The organism is Nocardia sp. NPDC058058 (assembly GCF_042885355.1).
Classification (GTDB): domain Bacteria; phylum Actinomycetota; class Actinomycetes; order Mycobacteriales; family Mycobacteriaceae; genus Nocardia.
Genome location: NZ_JBHVSA010000004.1, coordinates 1,529,572 through 1,550,138, shown reverse-complemented (window position 1 = coordinate 1,550,138; position 20,567 = coordinate 1,529,572). Strand labels below are relative to the sequence as shown.

The 20,567-nt window shown below is 67.2% G+C and carries 20 protein-coding genes and 1 other RNA gene; 12 read left to right on the top strand and 9 right to left on the bottom strand.

Annotated elements, in window-relative coordinates:
• Positions 1 to 31: 31 nt before the first annotated feature.
• Positions 32 to 1,543 carry an alpha/beta hydrolase gene (locus ACFVUS_RS38140; RefSeq protein ID WP_387778606.1) on the bottom strand — a complete coding sequence of 504 codons (1,512 nt, stop codon included), beginning with the start codon at positions 1,541 to 1,543 and terminating at the stop codon, positions 32 to 34.
• Positions 1,544 to 1,803: 260 nt separating this feature from the next.
• Here ACFVUS_RS38140 and panB point away from each other — a divergent pair, with 260 nt between their 5' ends.
• From panB to ACFVUS_RS38105, 7 genes are all read left to right on the top strand, one after another.
• The gene (gene panB, locus ACFVUS_RS38135; protein ID WP_387778236.1) at positions 1,804 to 2,655 is read left to right on the top strand and encodes a 3-methyl-2-oxobutanoate hydroxymethyltransferase; all 852 of its coding nucleotides are present in this window, start codon (positions 1,804 to 1,806) and stop codon (positions 2,653 to 2,655) included.
• 223 nt (positions 2,656 to 2,878) lie between these two features.
• On the top strand, positions 2,879 to 3,358 hold the full coding sequence (locus ACFVUS_RS38130) for a hypothetical protein (RefSeq protein ID WP_387778233.1): 480 nt from the start codon (positions 2,879 to 2,881) through the stop codon (positions 3,356 to 3,358).
• Positions 3,358 to 4,314, top strand: a complete 957-nt coding sequence (pip, locus tag ACFVUS_RS38125) for a prolyl aminopeptidase (RefSeq protein WP_387778230.1) — start codon at positions 3,358 to 3,360, stop codon at positions 4,312 to 4,314. Before ACFVUS_RS38130 ends, pip begins: the two co-directional genes overlap by 1 nt.
• Positions 4,315 to 5,265: a CHAD domain-containing protein gene (locus ACFVUS_RS38120; RefSeq protein ID WP_387778227.1), complete on the top strand. Its 951-nt coding sequence runs from the start codon at positions 4,315 to 4,317 to the stop codon at positions 5,263 to 5,265.
• Positions 5,266 to 5,567: 302 nt separating this feature from the next.
• Positions 5,568 to 6,065, top strand: coding sequence for a pyridoxamine 5'-phosphate oxidase family protein (locus ACFVUS_RS38115; protein ID WP_387778224.1), 498 nt, complete (start codon positions 5,568 to 5,570; stop codon positions 6,063 to 6,065).
• 52 nt (positions 6,066 to 6,117) lie between these two features.
• The gene (locus tag ACFVUS_RS38110; protein WP_387778221.1) at positions 6,118 to 6,525 is read left to right on the top strand and encodes a YciI family protein; all 408 of its coding nucleotides are present in this window, start codon (positions 6,118 to 6,120) and stop codon (positions 6,523 to 6,525) included.
• Positions 6,522 to 7,667: an RNA polymerase sigma factor gene (locus ACFVUS_RS38105; RefSeq protein WP_387778218.1), complete on the top strand. Its 1,146-nt coding sequence runs from the start codon at positions 6,522 to 6,524 to the stop codon at positions 7,665 to 7,667. Before ACFVUS_RS38110 ends, ACFVUS_RS38105 begins: the two co-directional genes overlap by 4 nt.
• A gap of 102 nt (positions 7,668 to 7,769) precedes the next feature.
• On the opposite strand, the gene ACFVUS_RS38100 is transcribed toward ACFVUS_RS38105, so the two are convergent.
• The 4 genes from ACFVUS_RS38100 to rnpB form a co-directional block, all read right to left on the bottom strand.
• Positions 7,770 to 9,239 (bottom strand): RNB domain-containing ribonuclease, encoded by a 1,470-nt coding sequence (locus ACFVUS_RS38100; protein WP_387778215.1) that lies wholly within the window; start codon positions 9,237 to 9,239, stop codon positions 7,770 to 7,772.
• A 15-nt stretch (positions 9,240 to 9,254) separates the two neighbouring features.
• Positions 9,255 to 9,464 carry a hypothetical protein gene (locus tag ACFVUS_RS38095; RefSeq protein WP_375968311.1) on the bottom strand — a complete coding sequence of 70 codons (210 nt, stop codon included), beginning with the start codon at positions 9,462 to 9,464 and terminating at the stop codon, positions 9,255 to 9,257.
• 523 nt (positions 9,465 to 9,987) lie between these two features.
• Positions 9,988 to 10,779, bottom strand: a complete 792-nt coding sequence (locus tag ACFVUS_RS38090; RefSeq protein ID WP_387778211.1) for a slipin family protein — start codon at positions 10,777 to 10,779, stop codon at positions 9,988 to 9,990.
• Positions 10,780 to 10,872: 93 nt separating this feature from the next.
• An RNA gene (rnpB, locus tag ACFVUS_RS38085) (RNase P RNA component class A) lies at positions 10,873 to 11,296 on the bottom strand.
• A 30-nt stretch (positions 11,297 to 11,326) separates the two neighbouring features.
• Here rnpB and ACFVUS_RS38080 point away from each other — a divergent pair.
• Positions 11,327 to 12,214, top strand: a complete 888-nt coding sequence (locus tag ACFVUS_RS38080) for an alpha/beta hydrolase (protein WP_387778208.1) — start codon at positions 11,327 to 11,329, stop codon at positions 12,212 to 12,214.
• A gap of 13 nt (positions 12,215 to 12,227) precedes the next feature.
• Here the strand turns inward: ACFVUS_RS38080 and ACFVUS_RS38075 are convergent, their stop codons facing one another.
• On the bottom strand, positions 12,228 to 13,400 hold the full coding sequence (locus tag ACFVUS_RS38075) for a bifunctional RNase H/acid phosphatase (protein ID WP_387778205.1): 1,173 nt from the start codon (positions 13,398 to 13,400) through the stop codon (positions 12,228 to 12,230).
• Positions 13,401 to 13,740: 340 nt separating this feature from the next.
• The gene (locus tag ACFVUS_RS38070; RefSeq protein ID WP_387778202.1) at positions 13,741 to 14,478 is read right to left on the bottom strand and encodes a zinc ribbon domain-containing protein; all 738 of its coding nucleotides are present in this window, start codon (positions 14,476 to 14,478) and stop codon (positions 13,741 to 13,743) included.
• A 167-nt stretch (positions 14,479 to 14,645) separates the two neighbouring features.
• Here ACFVUS_RS38070 and ACFVUS_RS38065 point away from each other — a divergent pair, with 167 nt between their 5' ends.
• Positions 14,646 to 15,089: an OsmC family protein gene (locus ACFVUS_RS38065; protein ID WP_387778199.1), complete on the top strand. Its 444-nt coding sequence runs from the start codon at positions 14,646 to 14,648 to the stop codon at positions 15,087 to 15,089.
• A gap of 78 nt (positions 15,090 to 15,167) precedes the next feature.
• Here ACFVUS_RS38065 and ACFVUS_RS38060 read toward each other — a convergent pair whose 3' ends face one another.
• Positions 15,168 to 16,298: a Nif3-like dinuclear metal center hexameric protein gene (locus ACFVUS_RS38060; RefSeq protein ID WP_387778196.1), complete on the bottom strand. Its 1,131-nt coding sequence runs from the start codon at positions 16,296 to 16,298 to the stop codon at positions 15,168 to 15,170.
• 31 nt (positions 16,299 to 16,329) lie between these two features.
• Entirely contained in the window at positions 16,330 to 17,385 is a 1,056-nt protein-coding gene (cobC, locus tag ACFVUS_RS38055; protein WP_387778603.1) for an Rv2231c family pyridoxal phosphate-dependent protein CobC, read from the bottom strand.
• Between the two features lie 588 nt (positions 17,386 to 17,973).
• Between cobC and ACFVUS_RS38050 the strand changes: the two genes are divergently transcribed.
• The 3 genes from ACFVUS_RS38050 (at position 17,974) to ACFVUS_RS38040 (ending at position 20,459) form a co-directional block, all read left to right on the top strand.
• Positions 17,974 to 18,465, top strand: coding sequence for a low molecular weight protein-tyrosine-phosphatase (locus tag ACFVUS_RS38050; RefSeq protein WP_387778193.1), 492 nt, complete (start codon positions 17,974 to 17,976; stop codon positions 18,463 to 18,465).
• A complete protein-coding gene (locus ACFVUS_RS38045) occupies positions 18,462 to 19,406 on the top strand; it encodes an SURF1 family protein (protein ID WP_387778190.1) in 945 nt (314 codons plus the stop codon). Before ACFVUS_RS38050 ends, ACFVUS_RS38045 begins: the two co-directional genes overlap by 4 nt.
• Before the next feature lie 114 nt (positions 19,407 to 19,520).
• On the top strand, positions 19,521 to 20,459 hold the full coding sequence (locus ACFVUS_RS38040) for a cobalamin biosynthesis protein (RefSeq protein WP_387778187.1): 939 nt from the start codon (positions 19,521 to 19,523) through the stop codon (positions 20,457 to 20,459).
• Positions 20,460 to 20,567 lie beyond the last annotated feature (108 nt).

Here is a 20,567-nt window from a genome sequence, read left to right as displayed (position 1 = left end):
TTAAATCCGTGTTACATAGCGACTGCGAACCTCAGCATGTAAGACCCGGCGCGGGTGTGGTCAGGTCCACCAGGTACGCGATCACCGGGTCGTCGACGCATTGCACGCCCGAGAGCGACACCGTGTGCCGGTCCCCGTTGAACGTGATCAGACTGCCTTTGAGCTGGTCAGCCAGGTCGACACCGGCCTGGTAGGGGGTGGCGGGATCGTTGGTGGTGGAGATCACGACGGTCTTGGGCAGGTTCGGAATCGAAATGCGGTGCGGGGTGCTGGTGTTGGGCACCGGCCAGATCGCGCACAGCTCCAGCGGCGCGGCATCGCTGCCGTGTGCGTCATCGAGGAAGGGCGCGCCCTTGCGGTACTCGGCATCCTGTTTGGCGGCGACGGCGCGATCGGTGATCGGCGGATCGTCCACGCAGCGAATCGAGTTGAAGGCGTCCGAACTGTTGTCGTAGGTGCCGTCCTCGGCGCGACCGTCGTACATATCGGCCAGTTTCAGCAGCGTGTCGCCGGTTCCGGTGGAAAGTTCACGCAGGCCCTTGGTGAGCGCGGGCCAGAACCGGTTGGTGTACAGCGCCTGCTGGGTACCGGTGATGGCATCGCCGTAGTGCAGGCCGCGCGGATCGTCGGTGGGAACGGGCTTGTCCCACAACGGGTTCACCAGGGCGCGATAGCGGGCCACGAATTGGGCCGGATCGGTGCCGAGCGGGCAGTCCGGTTTGGTGGCGCAGTCCGCGGCGAATTTGGTGAAGGTGTTCTGGAAGCTGGTGGCCTGGAGCACCGATTCCTTGACCGGATCCTGCGAGGGGTCCAGCGCGCCGTCCAGGACGAGCGCGCGCACCTTGTCGGGGAACTTCTCGGCGTAGGCGTAGCCCAGGCGGGTGCCATAGGAGTACCCGACATAGCTGAGCTTGGCATCGCCGAGCGCGCCGCGGATCACGTCCATGTCCTGCACGACCTCGCGGGTGCCGACGTGCGCGAGGAAGTCCTTACCGGTGCGTGCGACGCATTTGTCCGCGTACTGCTTGTTCTCGGTCTCGGCGGCCGCGATGCCCGCGGGCGAATTGTCCTTGGGCGCTTCGGCGCGCTCGTCGTCGTTCTCTTTGGAGGTGAGGCATTTGATGGCGGGCTGCGAGGAGCCGATACCGCGCGGGTCGAATCCGACGCGATCGAAGCGCTCGGCCAGCTGGCTGCCGTCGGCGATATTCACCATGGATATCCCGGGCACGCCCGGTCCGCCCGGGTTGAACAGCAGCGACCCGATCTTGTTGCCCGTGGCCTTGATTCGCGAGACGGCGATCTTCGCGGTGGCCCCGTCGGGATTCTCGTAGTCGACCGGCACGGTGATTCGGGCGCATTCGGCCCCCGACGGCATATCGCCCTCGCCGTATTCGGTGCAGCTACCCCAGTTGACCTGCTGGTTGTAGTACTGCCCCATACCGGCCGGCGCGACCGCCGTGGGATTCCCATCCACCACGGTCGAACAGCCCGCGGCGGTCATGACCAACGCCGCCGCTATCAAAACGACCCGGTTGGTTCGCATCAGACCCATCCCCCGATCGTGCCATCCCGCTGTACGCACCCTCGAATCCCTTCGGTCACCGCGCCGTCTGCCTTACTGGATCGCGTCCGCGGCACGCACCCGCAACAACGCGAGAGCATCGCAAAGAGTTCGGAGCCGCGAGCGCCCACGAGTGTGAGGAATTACATCCGGGTGCGGAGCGGTCGGGGTGGCAGACTTAGAGCGTCATTTGAACCCGGGGACCCGCATGGGCCTCGAGGAGCGACGAAAGAGGGACGACGATGTCCGTATCCGATGCGGAAACCCCCGCCTACGGTGCCGCACCCGCCAAGACCGCCAAGCGCAAGACGCGTGTGCAGCATCTGCAGCAGATGAAGAGCGAGGGTGAGCGCTGGTCAATGCTCACCGCGTACGACTATTCGACGGCCCGGCTGTTCGAAGAGGCCGGGATTCCGGTGCTGTTGGTCGGCGATTCCGCGGCCAATGTGGTGTACGGGTATGACACCACGGTCGCGATCTCGGTCGACGAGTTGATTCCGCTGGTGCGCGGTGTGGTGCGCGGTGCACCGCACGCGCTGGTGGTGGCGGATCTGCCGTTCGGCAGTTACGAGTCCTCGCCGGAGCAGGCGCTGGCCACGGCCGTCCGGTTCATGAAGGAGGGCGGCGCGCACGCGGTGAAGCTGGAGGGTGGCGAGCGCATGGCCGACACCATCCACAAGATCACCGCCGCCGGTATCCCCGTGATGGCGCATATCGGATTCACCCCGCAGAGCGTCAACACCCTCGGCGGATTCCGGGTGCAGGGGCGCGGTGACGGGGCCGAACAGCTCATCGCCGATGCCATCGCGGTACAGGAGGCCGGGGCGTTCTCGGTCGTGATGGAGATGGTTCCGGCCGAGCTGGCCGGGCAGGTCACCCGCAAGCTGACCATTCCGACGGTCGGCATCGGCGCCGGCTCCGAATGCGACGCGCAGGTGCTGGTGTGGCAGGACATGGTGGGTTACACCAGCGGCAAGACCGCGAAATTCGTCAAGCAATTCGCCGATGTGGGTGGTCAGTTGCGCAGTGCCGCAGCCACTTACGCGGATGAGGTGCGGCGCGGGGTGTTCCCCGGACCGGAGCACAGCTACTGAGTTCCGAACTCGGGTCCTGATGTGTGGAACGCCCTCACCGGATAGCCGGTGAGGGCGTTCACTTATACCGCGACGGGCGGTGACCGCCTTGCCACGGATGGGCATAGCCGCGTCGAATAGCCGATTGCTATTTATTCGCGAATCCGCACCGTCTTCACAAACCGCCTTCACATTTTGGTGGCAGAGTGGGTGGCAACGAGCACGTCCGACCAAAGGGAACTTCATGTCGCATCGCCGTTGGATCAGTAGCCGCCGAGTTCGGCGGGTACCGCTACTTGTCGGCACGGCCGCCGTCCTCGCCTTGACCGCCGCCTGCGGTGGCGGCACCACCTCGGGATCGTCACAGCCGCAGGGCTCTTCCTCACCGCTGACGAGCAGCAATGGCAAGCCCGCGCCGTCCGGCAGCAGCAGCCCGACCACCTCCGGCTCGCAGGTCACCGTGTCCGATGAGGCCGGAAAGCAGTTGTGCGACATGCTGCGTCCGCAGCTCTCGGATTGGCGGGTACAGGGTCCGACGCTGGGCAAGATCTCGTTGAACGCGAGCGTGCACGAGTGGGCGCTGCGCAATGGCGGCATCAATCTGCAGGTGCTCGGCGATAAGGATGTCGTCGACCGGGTCACCACCAAGAACTGCTCCGACGTTCGCGACCAAGCGATTTCGGCGCTGGAGATCCCGAACCTGGCCGCCGGACTGGCGGGCTGATGCGCACTCTCTATCCACCGATCGAGCCGTACGAGCGGGGCATGCTCGACGTCGGCGACGATCAGCGGGTGTATTGGGAGGTCAGCGGCAATCCCGACGGTAAGCCGGTGGTGTTCCTGCACGGCGGGCCGGGCGGCGGCACCGCGCCCTATCACCGGCAGTTCTTCGATCCGGCGGCGTACCGCATCGTGCTGTTCGATCAGCGCGGCTGCGGGCAGTCGACACCGCATATCGCGGACGGTGCGAGCCTCGAGGCCAACACCACCTGGCATCTGGTGGCCGATATCGAGGCGCTGCGAACGCATTTGGGTATCGAGCGGTGGCAGGTGTTCGGCGGGTCCTGGGGTTCGACGCTGGCGCTGGCGTACGCGCAATCGCATCCGGAGCGGGTCACCGAGTTGATCCTGCGTGGGATATTCCTGTTGCGCCGCAAGGAAATCGATTGGTATTACAATGGCGCTGCGGGGTTCGTCTACCCCGATGAGTGGGAGAAGTTCCTGGCGCCGGTTCCGGTCGCCGAACGCGGTAGCGATCTGATCGAGGTCTATCACCGGCTGCTGCACTCCCCCGACGAGAAGCTCGCCACCGACGCGGCCGTCGCGTGGTCCACCTGGGAGGGCGCCACGAGTTCGCTGCTGCCCCAACCGGATCGGGTTGCCGAAACCGCCGATCCGCGCTTCGCGCTGGCGTTCGCGCGGATCGAGAACCACTACTTCCACAATCGCGGCTTCCTGGACGACGGGCGGCTGCTGCGCGATATCGATCGCATCGCGCATATTCCCGGCGTCATCGTGCAGGGCAGGCATGACATCGTCTGCCCCGCGGTCAGTGCGTGGGATCTGCATCAGGCGTGGGCGAATTCGGAACTGCACATGGTTCCCGACGCCGGGCACGCCGCCTCCGAACCCGGCATCACCCATCATCTGGTCGAGGCCACGGACAAATACAGGACGTAAATGAACAGCACAGCCGGTCCCGCCCTGGTCGACGCCCTGACCGCCGATGTGGACCGGCTGCGTGCGGCCGAACCCGAAGTGCGCCGGGATCTTCCAGATTCGGTGCACAAGATGCGGGTGGCCACCCGGCGATTGCGCAGCCTGCTGCGCTCGTATCGAGGCGCCTTCACCCGCAAGTCGGGCAGCGAGCTCAGCACCGAATTGCGCTGGCTCGCAGGGCTACTCGGGGTGGCGCGGGACGCGGAAGTCCGCGGCGAGCGATTCGCCGCGCTGCTCGGCGAGAACGGCGGACTGTTCGACGAGACGGTCGAGGACTCGCCGAAGCCGAAACCGGGCCGCGGCAAAAAGGCGGTGCCGGACGAGAAGCCCGCATCGAGTGAGAAGTCAACGCCCCGAGTCGATTTCGGGGCACAGCTGGTAGCCGAGGAGCGGGCCCGCTATGCGGCGGCTCATGCCGAGGCGGTAGCTGCCTTCGACACCCCCCGCTACCACACCCTGCTCGACAGCCTCGCCGCGATGCTGACCGACCCACCCCTGCGCTCCGCGAAGGCGGACGCCCCCGCTCCCGAGGTATTCACCGAGGTCCTCCGCCACGACTTCCGCGACCTCCGCCGCCTGGTCCGCACCGAACCGGAAGGCTCCGAAGCCGACCGCATCGAACGCCTGCACGATATCCGCAAGGCCGCCAAGCGTTTACGCTATTCCGCCGAAGCCGCCACCGCCGTCCTCGGCGACCCCGCCACCCAACTCGGCCGCCGAGCCAAACAACTGCAAACCGTCCTAGGCGACCACCGCGATGCCATCGAAGCCCTGGAAACCCTCCACGCCCACAGCGCCGCCGCCGACGAACCCGGCTACCAACGCATGTGCGACGCCGAGGAAGCCGCAGCCGCCAAAGCCCTGGAGGACTACCCGGCAGCCATCGAATTCCTACGCCACCACGCCCTCTGACCCGCTCCCCACACCACCCGTACGACCAAACCGATCGCTCCGGGTGTCAGAGCGTTCAAACCCAGTCGTCGAGCCAGTCCCAGTTCTCGTGCTGATCCCGGAGTCGGCGTAGACCTTGGCTGACGCACTGGCCGAGGGAGGCGTTCCATCAGGATTTCCAGGTCGGCGGCTTCGGTCCACATGGTCGGGATCGTAGTTTCAAAGTTTTTTCGGTGGGGATGTCGAGAACTGTCGGGTGGCTCCGTCCCAGGGGTACGAGCAGCGGACGCGGGCTCGACGACTACGACGAAGGAGTGCGGGACATGGACGCGAAGGAAATCGCCGAGGTGCTGGGGCGGGCGAACAGCGTGGAGCTGTTGCGGCGGGATGTGTTGCGGATGGCGTATGTGGCCAAGGATGGCACGCCGCGGAATGTGCCTGTCGCGTTCGCCTGGAACGGGGCGGAGCTGGTGGTGTGCACCTCGAAGAACGCGCCGAAGTTGCATTCGTTGCGGGTGAATCCGGGGGTGGCGTTGACCATCGACACCGAGGTGCATCCGCCGAAGATTCTGCTCATTCGGGGGACGGTTGAGCTCGATGAGGTCGAGGGGATTCCGGCGGAGTACCTCGAGATGAACGGGAGTTATGAGATGACGGCCGAGCAGCGGGTGGAGTGGGAGGCGGAGGTGCGATCGCTGTATGACGGGATGGTGCGGATCGTCATCACGCCCACCTGGGCGAAGCTGATCGACTTCGAGGAAACCCTGCCCTCCGCGGTGGAGGAGCTGATGCGCGAACGGAACGAGCGTCAGCACGCCTGAGCCGATCCAGCAGACCAGAATCAGTTTCGACGAACCCTAGGGAGAACACATCATGGCCAAGTACCTGCTGCTCAAGCATTACCGGGGCGCGCCCGCATCGGTGAACGATGTACCGATGGACCGGTGGACGCCGGAGGAAGTCACCGCGCACGTGCAATACATGGCGGATTTCGGCAAGCGTCTCGAGGAGACCGGCGAATTCGTCGAACATCAGGCGCTGTCACCGCTGGGCACCTTCGTCCGCTCCGATGGGGAGGGCCGCCCGCCCGTCACCGATGGACCGTTCGCGGAGACGAAGGATCTGATCGCCGGGTGGACGATCATCGATGTCGAAACCTATGAGCGGGCACTGGAATTGGCCGCGGAGCTGTCGGCGGCCCCCGGCGCGGGCGGTAAGCCGATCCGGGAGTGGCTGGAGGTGCGGCCGTTCTTCACCGGGCTGCCCACGGTGACCGAGTGAACGAGGCCCTGCTGCGCGAACTCGTCCCGGCGGTGATCGGCATCCTCGTCCGGCGCGGAGCCGATTTCGCCGCGGCCGAGGATGCGGTGCAGGAGGCGCTGATTCGAGCGTTGGAGACCTGGCCGGATGATCCACCGCGCGATGCCAAGGGCTGGCTGGTCGCGGTGGCCTGGCGCAAATTCCTCGATGCCGCCCGCTCCGAAACATCGCGGCGCGGTAGGGAACTCGCCGTGGAAGAGGAGCCCGAGGCCGGTCCGGTACCCGGCACCGACGACTCGCTATGGCTGTACTTCCTGTGCGCGCACCCGTCGCTGTCCCCCAGCTCGGCCGTCGCGTTGACCTTGCGCGCGGCCGGTGGTCTGACGACCAAGCAGATCGCGACCGCCTACCTCGTCCCCGAAGCGACTATGGCGCAACGGATCAGCCGCGCCAAGAAGCGCATCGCCGGACAGTCGCTGAACCAGCCCGGCGACCTCGCGACGGTGCTGCGCGTGCTGTACCTGGTCTTCAACGAGGGCTACAGCGGCGATATCGACCTGGCGGCCGAGGCGATCCGCCTCACCCGCCAGCTCGCCGCCGCCACCGACGCGCCCGAGGTCGCGGGCCTACTCGCCCTGATGCTGCTGCATCACGCCCGCCGCGCCTCCCGCACCGGCCCGGCCGGTGACCTGATCCCGCTCGCGCAACAGGACCGAACACGATGGGACACAACCCTTATCGCCGAGGGCGTCGATATCCTGCAAACCGCCCTGGCCCGCGACCTCCTGGGCGAATACCAGGCCCAGGCCGCGATAGCCGCCCTGCACGCGGACGCCCCGAGCACCGAGGAAACGGACTGGGTCCAGATCGTCGAATGGTACGACGAACTACTCGCATTGACCGACAGCCCGGTGGTCCGGCTCAATCGCGCGGTCGCGATCGGCGAAGCGGACGGCGCACCGGCCGGTCTGGCCGCCCTGGCCGACCTCGACCCGAACCTCCCCCGCCACACCGCGGTTCGTGCCTACCTCAATGAACGAGCGGGCAACCTCGAACAGGCCGCCGCCCTCTACGTCGAAGCCTCCCACGCCGCCACCAACCTCCCCGAACGCGACCACCTCACCCGCGAAGCCGCCCGCATACACCGCTCCCTACACCCCTGAACCCGACGGAACGCGGCACCAGCCCGATCGATGCGTGGCGACGTGAACGAATTGCTCGAGGCCAGGGGCGGTGCCGCAGACGCCGGGCGCGAAGGGCGGCGACTACTTCTGCTCCGGGGCCGCCGGTTCCAGCGGTTCCGACTCGGTGGCGTAGGTGAAAGTGACTGTGCGCGTTGCCGGGTCGGCTACCGTGAGGCGGACGGTGACGTGTTGGCCTTCGGGCGGCGCGCCCGCGCATTTGGCGAGCACGGGTGGGTCGGCGACGAAGATCTCGGCGGGGCGAGTTCCGTTGGCCTCACGCAGGACCACCGCGTCGAAGTCGGTGCCGACTCGCGGCGCGAGCAGTGTGGATTCGGTGAGGTCGATGCAGGCACGTTCCAGCTTGCCCGCTACCGCGTCGGCGCGCCGCATGGATTCGGCCGCCGCACCCAGGCCGTCTCGAACCCATTGCGGGACTTCGGTTCCCGCGCAACGGGCAAGGCAGATCTCGGTGCTGTATCGGTCCGAGAGTCGGCGCAGCGGCGCGGTCACATGTGCGTAGGGCGCGCCGATCGCACTGTGCTGTACGGTCTCCGGGGGCTGACCGTTCAGCTGGGTGTAGGACGCGCCACGCAACAGACCGGTGGCCTCGGACATGAGGACAAGTGCCGCTGGGGTATTGGGATCGAGCCCCGCCAGCATGCGCCCGACCGATTCCTCCTCGGGCCATGGCACGCCGACCGCCGTGGCCGTGCGGCGCATGGATTCCAGGGTGGACGCGGCGGGCGGCGGCATGGTGCGAAGCAGGCCGAGGTGATCGTCCCCGGCGCCCTTCAGCATGATCAGCGCGGCGCACATGCCGGTGAGCAGCGAAACCTGCTCATTCCAATCATCCGCGTTCGTACGCGGTTCGATGACCAGCTGCCAATGATCCGGGCCGGTTGCGGGTACCACGCTCTGGGCGGGCAGGCGCAGACTGATCGCGCCACGATTCAGCCCGGCCTCGATGCGGAGGCGGCCGAAGTCGGGAAGGGCGGCGATGGAGGGGTGCAGTTCGCCCGCGTCGGCGGCGGCCTGCACGGTGGCGTAGTCGAGGCGGGCGCGGGAGCGCACCAGTGCGCGCGTCACCGAATACCGTTGCGGCTCAGCATGCTCATCGCAGTCGATGATCCAAAGCGCGGCGGCGCGATCCTGATCGGGCAGCAGACTGGCCCGGCCTTCGGACAGCACCTGCGGATGCAGCGGCACGGTGCCGTCGGGCAGATAGAAGGTTTCTCCGCGAGCCAGCGAGACCCTAGCCAGTGGCCCGTCGGGGCGAACGAACGCCGCCACATCGGCTATCGCGTAGTAGAGCCGGAACCCTCCGGCGGGAGTGCGCTCGAGCGCGAGCGCCTGATCCAAATCCATGGCGCCGGGCGGATCGATGGTGACGAGTTCGATATCGCGGCGATCGACCCGGGCGCCCGCGAACGCGTCGACCGCGTCGCGAGCTTCCGAGACGGCCTCGGACGGGTAGTCCGAGGCCAATCCGAATTCGGTTCGTACGGCGCCGAAATCGACCGGCGCCGACAGAATCCGCTGATGCAGTTCCACTGAGCCGCGCTGACCCTACTGCAGGGCCAGCATGGTGCCGTTCAACTGATCGAACGGGCCGTACACGGTGAAGACCACGCGACCGTTGGGGAACTGAGTCGAGAGCGCCGCCGCCGAATCGAGCGATTCACCGAAGGACGCGGCAGAGGGATGCGGCAGGCCCGCGATCGCCTGCCCGATGTGCGAATTCGCCACCCAGGCGGTATCCGCCGGGGTGAGATCCACCTGAACTCCGCCGGGAAGCGGAGTCACCGCGAATGCGGAGGCCGATCCGGCGCCGAGGACAACCGAAACGGAAGCGGCAGCGGCGAGGAGGGCACCGGCTGCCAATTTGCGAGCAATTCGCATATAGACGAGACCTGCTTTCCGAAGTTCGATGTTGAGACCCTTTGTCCGTTGCAGGCCGCAACGGAACTTTCCAACGCGCAACACTTTATGACGTCGATCACGTTCGATGCCAGTTCCGGGCCGATAACCCAGTCGACACGCCGAGCCGCGCCGAAACACGCCATGCACGCGCCGTCATTCTCGCCCAACTCGGCGGATCTCGCACAGCTCTTGCGAAGCGGTGTATCTCACCTCGTCGTGAGGTTTGAACAGTGCCGGGCACGGTGTTGTCCGGCTGTTTGCGCGCTATCTGTCGCGCAGGCCGTTCGGCAGCGTCGCGGAGAGCAGCTTGAACAGATAGGCGATAGCGAAAAGTACTAACACGGCCAGCGGCTGGATCAGCATCGAGGTGGACATGGGCTCAACCTTCTTCTTTATCTTTCTCATTGCGGAGGGTCCCGCTCTCGAGGAAGCGCAGCAGCTCGACCGGGAAAGGCAGGACGAGCGTCGAGTTCTTCTCGGCCGCAACCTGAACCACCGTTTCCAGCAGTCGCAATTGCAATGCGGCCGGGGCAGTGGACATGCGGGCGGCGGCCTCGGTGAGCATGGTGGAGGCCTGCAATTCGCCTTCGGCGGAGATGATGCGGGCGCGGCGTTCCCGTTCGGCCTCGGCTTGGCGGGACATGGAGCGCTTCATCGAATCCGGTAGTGCCACATCCTTGATCTCCACGCGATCGATGTGCACGCCCCAGCCCAGGGCCGGATTGTCGATCATCATCTCCAGGCCCTTGTTCATCTCCTCGCGATTGGAGAGCAGATCATCGAGTTCGCTCTTACCGATGATCGAACGCAGCGAGGTCTGCGCGACCTGCGCGATCGCGAACAGATAGTCCTGCACCTCGATAATGGCGCGCGCCGGATCGATGACCCGGAAATAGACGACCGCGTCCACCCGGACCGTCACATTGTCGCGGGTGATGCCCTCCTGCGCGGGCACCGGCATGGTGATCACCTGCGTGGAGATCTTGCGCATCTTGTCCACGCCGGGCAGCAGCAGGCGCAGGCCGGGTTCTCGTACCGCGCGCACCCGGCCCAGCCGGAATACCACGCCCTTTTCGTACTGTGCCACCACGCGGACGCCCGAGGCGACCACCCACACTCCGATGAAGAACAGCACTGCGATTGTGGCCGCCAGGCCATACAGCACGCCCATGGTGTTTCGCCCCCGCGAATTTCCAACTGTGCCACGGGTATCCGGCCGCGGCCCACCCTCAATCATGGCACCGCGAGATCGCCCCCGAAAGGGCGGACGAGTCGGTATATAAGCCGGATCCTGTCCCCGGTGCGAACACCGGGTGGCGACCATCCATCTGGACACACCGTTGCCGGGTGCCTCGAGCAGTCAACCCGCGAACTCGGGCGAGCAGCCCTCGAACGTCCGCGCAGCCGCACTCTCGCGAATGCGACCTTCGACCTTGCTCCGGGCGGGGTTTACCTAGCCGTGCCGGTCACCCGGCGCGCTGGTGCGCTCTTACCGCACCGTTTCACCCTTACCGGCGTCCGCTCTCGCGAGCGGAGCGCCGGCGGTTTGTTTTCTGTGGCACTGTCCCGCGGGTCACCCCGGGTTGCCGTTAACAACCGCCCTGCTCTGTGGAGTCCGGACTTTCCTCGACGACGGGCGGCGGCATTCGCATGCCCGTTCCCATCGCCGCGGCCGCCCAACCGACTCGTCCGCGGCCACCAAGGTACCGTAATGGGCCATGGAGCGTGTCGAGGTGGGGTTCCCTTCCGGTGGTGAGCAGTGTGCGGGATGGCTGTATCTGCCGGATGGGCCGATACGGCCACGTCCCCTGGTAGTCATGGGGCACGGGCTCGGAGCCGATCGGGAAATGGGATTGGATCGCTACGCGCGGCGTTTCGCCGCGGCGGGAATCGCGGTGCTGGCGTTCGATTATCGGCATTTCGGGGGTAGCGGGGGTGAGCCGCGCAATGTCATCAATATCGCGCGGCAGCGCGAGGACTGGCATGCGGCCATTGCCTACGCGCGCACCGTTCGCGGTATCGACGCGACGCGAATCGCATTGTGGGGCAGTTCGTTCGGTGGCGGGCATGTGCTTTCCGTGGCGCCGGACGATCACTATCTCGCGGCCGTGGTCGCGCAGTGCCCATTCACCAGCGGATGGTCTTCGGCCATGGCGAAGGGACCGATAAGTCTGGTGAAGATCGGGACGCTGGCATTGACGGACATCATTGTCAGCCCGGTGATCCGGCGGCCAATTTCGGCGCGGCTGGCGGGCAAGAAGCATTCGGCGGCATTGATGAGCGCGGCGGACGTCCCGGACGGATACGGGCGGCTCGCTGAGGAATCCACGCAGTATCGGCCGAAAGTGCCCGCGCGCATCGGCATGTCGACGCTGTTCGATTCACCCGCCCGGCGCGCCAAGGACATCAAGGCGCCGGTTTTCTACGCCATCTGCGATAACGACAGCGTGGCGCCCGCCAAACCGACGCTGCGCGCGGCCGAGCGCACCAAGCACGCCGTCGTGAAGCAGTATCCGATCGGCCATTTCGATATCTACTTCGACGAGTGGTTCGAGAAGGCCGTGCACGACCAACTCGAATTCCTCACCGCCACACTGCGTCCCTAGCAGTTAGAAGTCCCTAGAGATATGAGGTGTCGTTGGCCAGCCGGACCGACGAACCGCCGTCGGGATAGAACTCCGCGATGGACAACGACGCCAAATCCAGGTGCAGGCGATACAGCAGCGACGGGCCAACGCCGAGTGCGAGTTGCAACAGCATCTTGATCGGCGTGACATGGCTCACCACAAGCACATTCGCACCGGGATACAGCGCGACCAGATCGCGCCGCACCGATTCGACGCGCTCGCGCACCTGATCGAAACTCTCACCGCCGGGCGGGGCGACAGAGGGATCCCCGAGCCACCGCGCGTGCAATTCCGGATCGTGATCGCGGGCTTCGACGAACGTAAGCCCCTCCCACGCACCGAAATCCGTCTCGATCAAGCCGTCGAGCACCCGCACCGGCAACCCGAGCGCCTTCCCGGCCGCCTCCGCTGTCTCGCGCGCCCGCCCCAGCGGCGAACACACGATCGCCGCGATATTCCCCTTACCCGCAAGCATTTTCGCCGCATTGGCGGCCTGCTGCCGCCCCAATTCCGTCAGCGGCGGATTTCCTCGCCCCGAATACCGCCGCTCCACCGACAATTCCGTCTGCCCATGCCGCAGCAGCAATAGCCGAGTGGGCCGCCCGACAGCTCCGGTCCACCCCGGCGCGGGAGCCGCAGCCGCCTGCGCCACCGGGGTGGCAGTTCCTGTCGGACCGGAAGGTATTGCCGCCCCGGCGTTCGCGGGAGTCGATTCCGTCACCGGCTGATTCAGTGCGTTGCGCACCTCGCCGACGACCTCCGCGTCATCCATGGCCTCATTGGCGAGCTGATCGGCGTGCGAATTCTCCTTGCGCGGAATCCACGCGAAACTCACCCGGTCGAAGCCCGCGACCAGCCGCCGAGCCCGATCGGCCAGCGGAATCATGGCCTCGTGCTTGACCTTCCACCGCCCGGACATCTGCTCGACGACGAGCTTGGAGTCCATGCGCACCGAAACCTCACGTGCACCCAACTCGGCAGCGGCCTCGAGCCCGGCGATCAAGCCCCGATACTCGGCGACGTTGTTGGTCGCGACCCCGAGGAATTCCTTCCGCTCGGCGAGCACGGCCTCGCGCCCGGCATCCCAGACCACAGCCCCGTACCCGGCGGGCCCGGGATTCCCCCGCGAGCCACCGTCGGCCTCGACAACAACCTTGTCCGTCACCGCTACTCACCCTCCAAAGGTGCCTGGCCATCACCCGCCGAAGCGAATGCCATCGCCTACCGCTCGAATCGCGATCATCGCAATTCCGCCGAGCGATCACCCAGGCCCGCAAGCCCGGCTCGATTCCGACTGCGCCACATCCTGCCAGCCGACTCCCCGGCTCCGACGACGCCACCCAGGCCACCGCCGAACACTGGCGCGCGAGACCACATTTCGCGGGTTGCCAAAGCTCACCCGCGAAATCGGCCAGGCCGTGTTCGAGCGCACCTCGGACGGGCCTGCCCGACCGTACTGAGCCACCCCTCGGGTGCTGCCTGCACCAGCTTCGGGCAGTGGGTCGCTACAGCCCGGAGTGCTTGGTGCGCACCAGGATCGCGTTGCATTCGGGGCAGCGCACGACCACATCGGGGGCGGTTTTGGCGATGCGGGAGATTTCGCCGCGGTCGAGTTCGATGCGGCAGGCGCCGCAGCGGCGGGCCTGGAGCAGGGCCGCGCCGATACCGCCGGTGGCGCGCTGCTTCTCGTAGACGGCGAGCAGGTCGGCGGGGAAGCCACCGGACAGCGCGCTGCGGTCGGAGTCACAGCGCTGCTGGGCGACGTTCAGGTCGGCGACGGCGTCATCGCGGCGGCGTTCGGCATCGACCAGATCGGCTTCGGCCTGGTCGAGGTTGGCGCCGGCGTGGGCGTGATCGGCGGCGGCGGCCTCGCGGCGCTCCATCACGTCGATCTCGTCATCCTCGAGCACCTTGCGGCGGCGCTCCAGGCTGGTGAGCTCGTGCTGCAGCTCCGAAAGCTGTTTCGCGCCGACCGAACCGGAGGTCAGCATGCCGCGGTCGCGGTCCTCCCGCTTGCGGACGGCGTCGATCTCGCCTTCCAGCTTGCGGATATCGCGGTCCAGATCGTCGATGAGGATTTCCACCTTCACCGACGCGTCCTTGCGGGCCGTCCGCTCGGCCTCCAGCCGCTGCACCTCCTGCTCCTCGGGCAACACCTTGCGGCGGTGCTCGATCCGGGTCAGTTCGGCGTCGACGGCGGCGAGGTCGAGCAGCTTGGACTGGATCGAAGGTTCGGCATTCAACGCGGAAGGTCTCCTGGACGCTATGGACGGTTCAAGACTCCCACCGTACCCGTCCGCGCCACCCGGATTGTCCAACCCCACCGCAACCTGGACATTTGATCGCGACAGGCCGGGGCGCGCGGAAAATCGACGGGCGCGCCACCGGGGCGATATGCCAGGGTCGATACATGGGCGAACACCGCTATGAGGTCGAGGTCACGTGGTCCGGCGCGACCACCGGATACCGCGACTACACGCGCAATCACGAACTGCTCGCGGAGGGGCGGCCCGCGATTCCCGCGACCTCCGACCCGAAATTCCGGGGCGACAAGACGCGCTGGAATCCGGAACAACTGCTGGTCGCGTCGCTATCGGACTGCCACATGCTCTGGTACCTGCACCTGTGCGCGGAGGCGGGCGTAGTCGTCACCGGGTATCACGACACCGCGGTCGGCGTGATGGACGATGAGCGCTTCCAACTCGTCACCCTGCGCCCCCGCGTCACCGTGCGAGACGCCGGGATGATCGACGCCGCACAGCAGCTGCACGGGGAGGCGCATAAGCGGTGCTTCATCGCGAACTCGGTGAATTTCCCTGTGGCACACGAGCCCACGATCGTCACCGAAGGCTGAAGCCCTGAACTTTTCGTGCGATCGAGCACCTGATTCGACGGGTTTCCCGCAGCACGTGCCAACGATTGCACGAAAACTTCAGCAGTCGGCCGCGCCGACCGTCCACGGGTCGGTGCGGATTGCGGAGACGCGGGTCTCGACGGCGGGGAGAGCCGCCTGCACAACGCCTTCCGCCTGTGCGCACCAAGGGAATTCGGTGGCCCAGTGGGCGGCGTCGATGAGGGCTGGACCGCCCGCGCGCAGGTGTTCGTCGGCGGGATGGTGGCGCAGGTCGGAGGTGACGTAGGCGTCGACGCCGAGGCGGGCGACGGTGTTCAGGAAGGAGTCGCCCGCGCCGCCGCAGACGGCGACCGTGCGGATCAGGCGGTCCGGGTCACCGGCGGCGCGGACGCCCCAGGTGGTGGCGGGCAAACCCGCGCGGACGCGAGCGGTGAACTCACGCAACGTTTCCGGGGCCGCGAGTTCACCGATGCGGCCGATACCGCGCGTGGAGGGCAGCTTGGCGCGCTCGGTGACGTGGTAGGCGGGCTCTTCGTACGGATGCGCGGCGCGCAGGGCCGCGAGGACGGCGGCGCGGCGCGATGGCGGGGCGACCACCTCGATGCGGTCCTCATCCTGACTGTGCAGTTCGCCGATCGCGCCGACGGCGGGGTTCGCGCCCTCGACCGGGCGGAACTGGCTGGTGCCCGCCGACCGCCAGGCGCTGTCACGGTAGTTTCCGGTTCCGCCCGCGCCCGCGATGAACATGGCTTCGAGCACCTGTTCGGTATGCGTACGCGGGACGATGATTTCCCATTCATCCAGGGCGGTAAGCGGTTTCGGCTCCAACGGGCCAGTGACGGTCAAGCCGATGGCGTGCGCCAGCGCGTCCGAGACGCCCGGATCGGCGGAATCGGCATTGGTGTGCGCGGTGAACAGCGCGCAGCCCGAGCGGATGAGCCGATGCAGCAGTGCGCCTTTCGGGGTGTCCGCCGCGACGGTGTCGACACCGCGCAGCAGTAGCGGGTGGTGCACCACCAAAGCCTGTGCGCCCCAGTCGATCGCCTCGTCGACCACGGCGGCGGTGGCGTCCACCGCGAACAGCACCCGCGATACCGCGTCGCCGGGATCACCGGCGACCAGGCCCACCGAATCCCACGACTCGGCCAGACCGGGCGGATACGCCGCGTCCAGCGCCGCCATCACCTCGGCCAATCGCACCGCCGCCATTACCGAACCTCCTCCGACACAGTTGTTTTCACTAAAGCCCGAGCTCGGCGATGGCGTCGATCAATACATCCACCTCCGCCGCGGGCCGCACCGCCAACCGCAGAAATCCCGACTCCAGCCCCGGGAAGGTATCCCCGCGCCGCACCGCGATCCCCTTACCCGCCAGCCGCTTGCGCAAAAGCTCCGCGTCCGGCACCCGGATCAACAGGAACGGCCCGCGCGCCGGTTCACACACCTCGATGCCGAGCGCCCGCAACCGGGGAATCATCGCATCCCGATGCGCCGCAATGGATTCGGCCAACCGCTGTGACTCCGCCACCGCCTCCGGCGTGCACGTGGCGGCGATGGCCTCCAACTGCAACGTCCCCAACGGCCAATGCGCCCGCCCGTGATTCAACCGCGCCAGCACCTCCGGATCCCCCAGGAAATACCCGCAACGCAGCCCCGCCAGCGCCCACGTCTTGGTCAGACTCCGCAACACCACCACATCCGAATACCGCTCCGCCGCAAGCGATTCCGTCTCCCCGACCACGGCATCCGCAAAAGCCTCATCGACAACCACAACCCGCCCCGGCCGCCGCAGCGCCAGCAGACTCTCCCGCGAATGCAACACCGAAGTCGGATTCGTCGGATTACCCACAACAACCAGGTCCGCCGCCTCCAGCACCGACACTCCGCGCGCCCCGGACACCGGCTCGTCAGCCCTATCACCGACCGCGCCGACCGCAGATCCAGGCGCATTCGCTTGCCCCACAACCAATTCCAAGCTGTAGGGCGGCTCCAACACCACGCGTGCCACCGGAACCCCGGCCTCCCGCAGTGCGAGTTCGGGTTCGGTGAAGGACGGATGAATCACCGCCGCCAGCCTCGACCCCAGCCGAGGCAGCATCGCGAACCCCTCCGCCGCCCCCGCCAACAGCAGCACCTCATCAGCCCGCCGCCCATGCCGAGCCGCCACCGCCTCTCGAACGGCCCGCTCCTCCCCCGCATCCGGATACCGCCCCAGCTCCCCCAACCGTCCGGCCAGCCGCTCCCGCAACCACTCCGGCGGCCCACTCCCCTGCACATTCACCGCGAAATCAACCATCCCCACCCGAGTCTCGACATCCCCGTGATGCCGCAACTTCGCGTAGTCGGCATCATCGAGGCCACTCACGCCACTCACATCGCTCAATTCGCGGCCCGTCGACATGTCGACCACACGAGCCGCCCGGCCCGCGCGATGCTCGGGACACGTGACACAACGTCCGAAAAGTTCTCGGGCACGCGGCCCAGGTCAGCGACTACCTCGTGCCCACGTGCGGGAGAGGACCAAGCGCTTGATTCCACACCCGAAGCGCTTCGCGGCGCGTGACCCGCGTCGGCAACTGCCGCACCACCGGTCGGCAGGTTCGTCCGCCAATCGCTCCCTTCGGCGGCGAGATCGCCGGACGGCACGGACTTCATCCGATCGTTCGCCTCGGCGGCTGACGTCTTGCCAGGTGCGACAGTCCACCGCGCATCGCTCGGTGCGGCGAGTGCGGCATTGCCGGGCGGCATCGTGGTCGGCGCATGGGTTCGGGAGCCGTGGGCGCTGGTTTCGGAGCGGGCCGGGGCGGCTGGGATGCGGTGTGAGGTGGTGTGCTTGGGCACAGCGAACACCCTACGTGGCCGGGCTCGAGGGGTTCGGGACAGAATGGCTGTCGTGGGCGACCTGCATGTGACCTTCATCTGCACCGGCAATATCTGCCGGTCTCCGATGGCCGAGAAGATGTTCGCGGCGCATTTGGAACGGGCCGGGCTGGCCGATCGGGTGCGCGTGAGCAGTGCCGGGACCGGGAGCTGGCATATCGGGGATGAGGCGGATCCGCGGACCGATGCCGAGTTGCGGAGTCACGGGTATCCGGTGGGGCATAGCGCGGCGGTGATCGGGGACGATCATCTGGACGCGGATCTGCTGGTCGCGCTGGATACCGGGCATGAGCGGGCGCTGGCGCGGATGGGGGTGCCGTCGGAGCGGCGTCGGCTGCTGCGGAGTTTCGACCCGGACGCCGGAGGGCCGAGCGTGCCGGATCCGTATTACGGGGATCAATCCGATTTCGCGCTGGTGCGCGAGCAGATCGAGGCCGCGGTGCCGGGACTGCTCGACTGGGTGCGGTTACAGCTCGGCGAAGGCGATCGCGCATGAGTTCTGGCAATTCCATGCTTCGTCGGCTCACATTTCTCTTGCGGCCGAGCTGGGTGATTCTCGCGGTGGTGGTGGCGGGGTTCGCGTACCTGTGTTTCTCGGTGCTCGCGCCGTGGCAGCTGGGCAAGAACACCTCGACCTCGGAGCGCAATACCCGCATCGCGGATTCGGTGCACGCCGATCCGGTCGATGTGAGCAGCATGTTCGGCGGCTCCGATAGGAACACCGAATGGCGCAGGGTGACCGCCCAGGGCAGTTACGTTCCGGATTCCACGGTGCTGGTCCGATTGCGCCATCTCGACTCGGCTCCCGCGTTCTCGGTGCTGACCGCGTTCACCCTCGACGACGGTCGCACCGTGCTGGTGGATCGCGGTCTGGTCGCCGCCGTGAACGGCTCCCGCCCGCCCGTGGTCGCCACCCCGCCGACCGGACCGCAGCGTCTCGAGGCCCGGGTCCGCGCCTCCGAGGGCATCGTCGACACCAAGCCCCCGCTGACCGAGGACGGCTACCGCCAGGTCTATTCCATTGACACCGAACAGGATTCGACGGTCCTGAACCTGCCGCTCACCCCCATCCCCACCGATGGCCGCGGCGGCTACCTGCAACTCGACGAGAATCAGCCCGGCGCGTTCAGCCCCGTCCCGCTCCCGCAATTGGACGCCGGCCCGTACCTCTCCTACGGCCTGCAATGGCTGGCCTTCGGCATCATGGCTCCCCTCGGCCTCGGCTATTTCATCTACGCCGAAATCCGAGCCCGCCGCCGCGAACGCGCCGAATCCACGGCTGCCGCACCGCCGTCGAGCGCCGCACCAGCCCCGGCCGACGCGGACGCGGATTCCACCACCTCGGTAGCAGCGCCGACATCGTCCAGTCCCAAATCTCCGAAACCTCCGACCAACGAAGCCCGCCTCGCCGACCGCTACGGCAACACCCGCCGCTGACCCGCACCGAGTGGCACAGCCACGGGCCCGGTGATTCCGAACCACGCGAGGGTTCATCTGGCCGCGAGCGGAGGGGGTGAACGGGGTCTGCGCGAGGGTGGCTAACCTCGGCTGGTGCGTTCCGGGAGTATTGCCGCAGCTGGGTTGTTGATCGGCTTCGCCACGGATCGGGTGTTCGGCGATCCGCGCCGCGGCCACCCGGTCGCCGGATTCGGCACCACCGCGATGCGGCTGGAGCAGGTCACCTATCGGGATCAGCGGCTGGCCGGGATCGTGCACGAGATCGTATTGGTCGGCGGCACCGTGAGTTTGGGGATCATCGCCCAGCGGGTTACTCGTCGGCGAGGTGTCGCGCAAACCGCGCTGGTCGCCGCCGCCACCTGGACCGTGCTCGGTGGAACGACGCTGGCCAAGACAGGGCGGCAGATGGCCGACCTGCTCGAGTCCGGCGATATCGAGGGCGCACGAAAGCTGTTGCCGTCGCTGTGCGGCCGCGATCCCGAACTGCTGGACGCCGATGGGTTGGCCCGCGCGGCGCTGGAGTCGATCGCGGAGAACACCTCGGATGCGACTGTGGCACCGCTGTTCTGGGGCGCGATCGCAGGAGTGCCGGGACTGCTGGGGTATCGGGCGGTCAACACCCTCGACGCCATGGTCGGATATCGAAACGAGCGCTACAACCGATTCGGCTGGGCCGCGGCGCGCACCGACGATATCGCGAATCTCGGCCCGGCCCGCGTCGCCGGAGTGATCACAACGGTGCTCGCCCCGGTGATCGGCGGCCGCCCCGCCGATGCCTGGCGCGCCTGGCGGCGAGACGCGGGCAAGCACCCGAGCCCCAATGCCGGTGTGGCGGAAGCCTCCATGGCAGGCGCACTCGGCGTCCAACTCGGCGGACTCACCCGATACCGGCACGGCACCGAAATGCGCCCGACCCTCGGCGACGGCCCGGCCCCACGCGTAGCCGACCTCCGCCGCGCCGTCCGCCTCTCCGAAGCGGTACAGCTCGCCACGGCCCTCATCGCCGCGACCGTCGCTTACACGCGCCGCTGAGAATTCATGCGCCCATCAGACCACGGTGGCGTGCTGAGGATCGCGAATCATTCAGCGATCCACGCCGTTGGTACACGCCCCACGCGCAAGTCGTACCGCGCCCGCAGG

Coding starts and splice junctions, on each gene's coding strand:
- ACFVUS_RS38140 (WP_387778606.1), bottom strand. CDS start 1,543: ATGCGAACCAACCGGGTCGTTTTGATAGCGGCGGCGTTGGTCATGACC.
- panB (WP_387778236.1), top strand. CDS start 1,804: ATGTCCGTATCCGATGCGGAAACCCCCGCCTACGGTGCCGCACCCGCC.
- ACFVUS_RS38130 (WP_387778233.1), top strand. CDS start 2,879: ATGTCGCATCGCCGTTGGATCAGTAGCCGCCGAGTTCGGCGGGTACCG.
- pip (WP_387778230.1), top strand. CDS start 3,358: ATGCGCACTCTCTATCCACCGATCGAGCCGTACGAGCGGGGCATGCTC.
- ACFVUS_RS38120 (WP_387778227.1), top strand. CDS start 4,315: ATGAACAGCACAGCCGGTCCCGCCCTGGTCGACGCCCTGACCGCCGAT.
- ACFVUS_RS38115 (WP_387778224.1), top strand. CDS start 5,568: ATGGACGCGAAGGAAATCGCCGAGGTGCTGGGGCGGGCGAACAGCGTG.
- ACFVUS_RS38110 (WP_387778221.1), top strand. CDS start 6,118: ATGGCCAAGTACCTGCTGCTCAAGCATTACCGGGGCGCGCCCGCATCG.
- ACFVUS_RS38090 (WP_387778211.1), bottom strand. CDS start 10,779: ATGGGCGTGCTGTATGGCCTGGCGGCCACAATCGCAGTGCTGTTCTTC.
- ACFVUS_RS38080 (WP_387778208.1), top strand. CDS start 11,327: ATGGAGCGTGTCGAGGTGGGGTTCCCTTCCGGTGGTGAGCAGTGTGCG.
- ACFVUS_RS38065 (WP_387778199.1), top strand. CDS start 14,646: ATGGGCGAACACCGCTATGAGGTCGAGGTCACGTGGTCCGGCGCGACC.
- ACFVUS_RS38060 (WP_387778196.1), bottom strand. CDS start 16,298: ATGGCGGCGGTGCGATTGGCCGAGGTGATGGCGGCGCTGGACGCGGCG.
- cobC (WP_387778603.1), bottom strand. CDS start 17,385: ATGGTTGATTTCGCGGTGAATGTGCAGGGGAGTGGGCCGCCGGAGTGG.
- ACFVUS_RS38050 (WP_387778193.1), top strand. CDS start 17,974: ATGGCTGTCGTGGGCGACCTGCATGTGACCTTCATCTGCACCGGCAAT.
- ACFVUS_RS38045 (WP_387778190.1), top strand. CDS start 18,462: ATGAGTTCTGGCAATTCCATGCTTCGTCGGCTCACATTTCTCTTGCGG.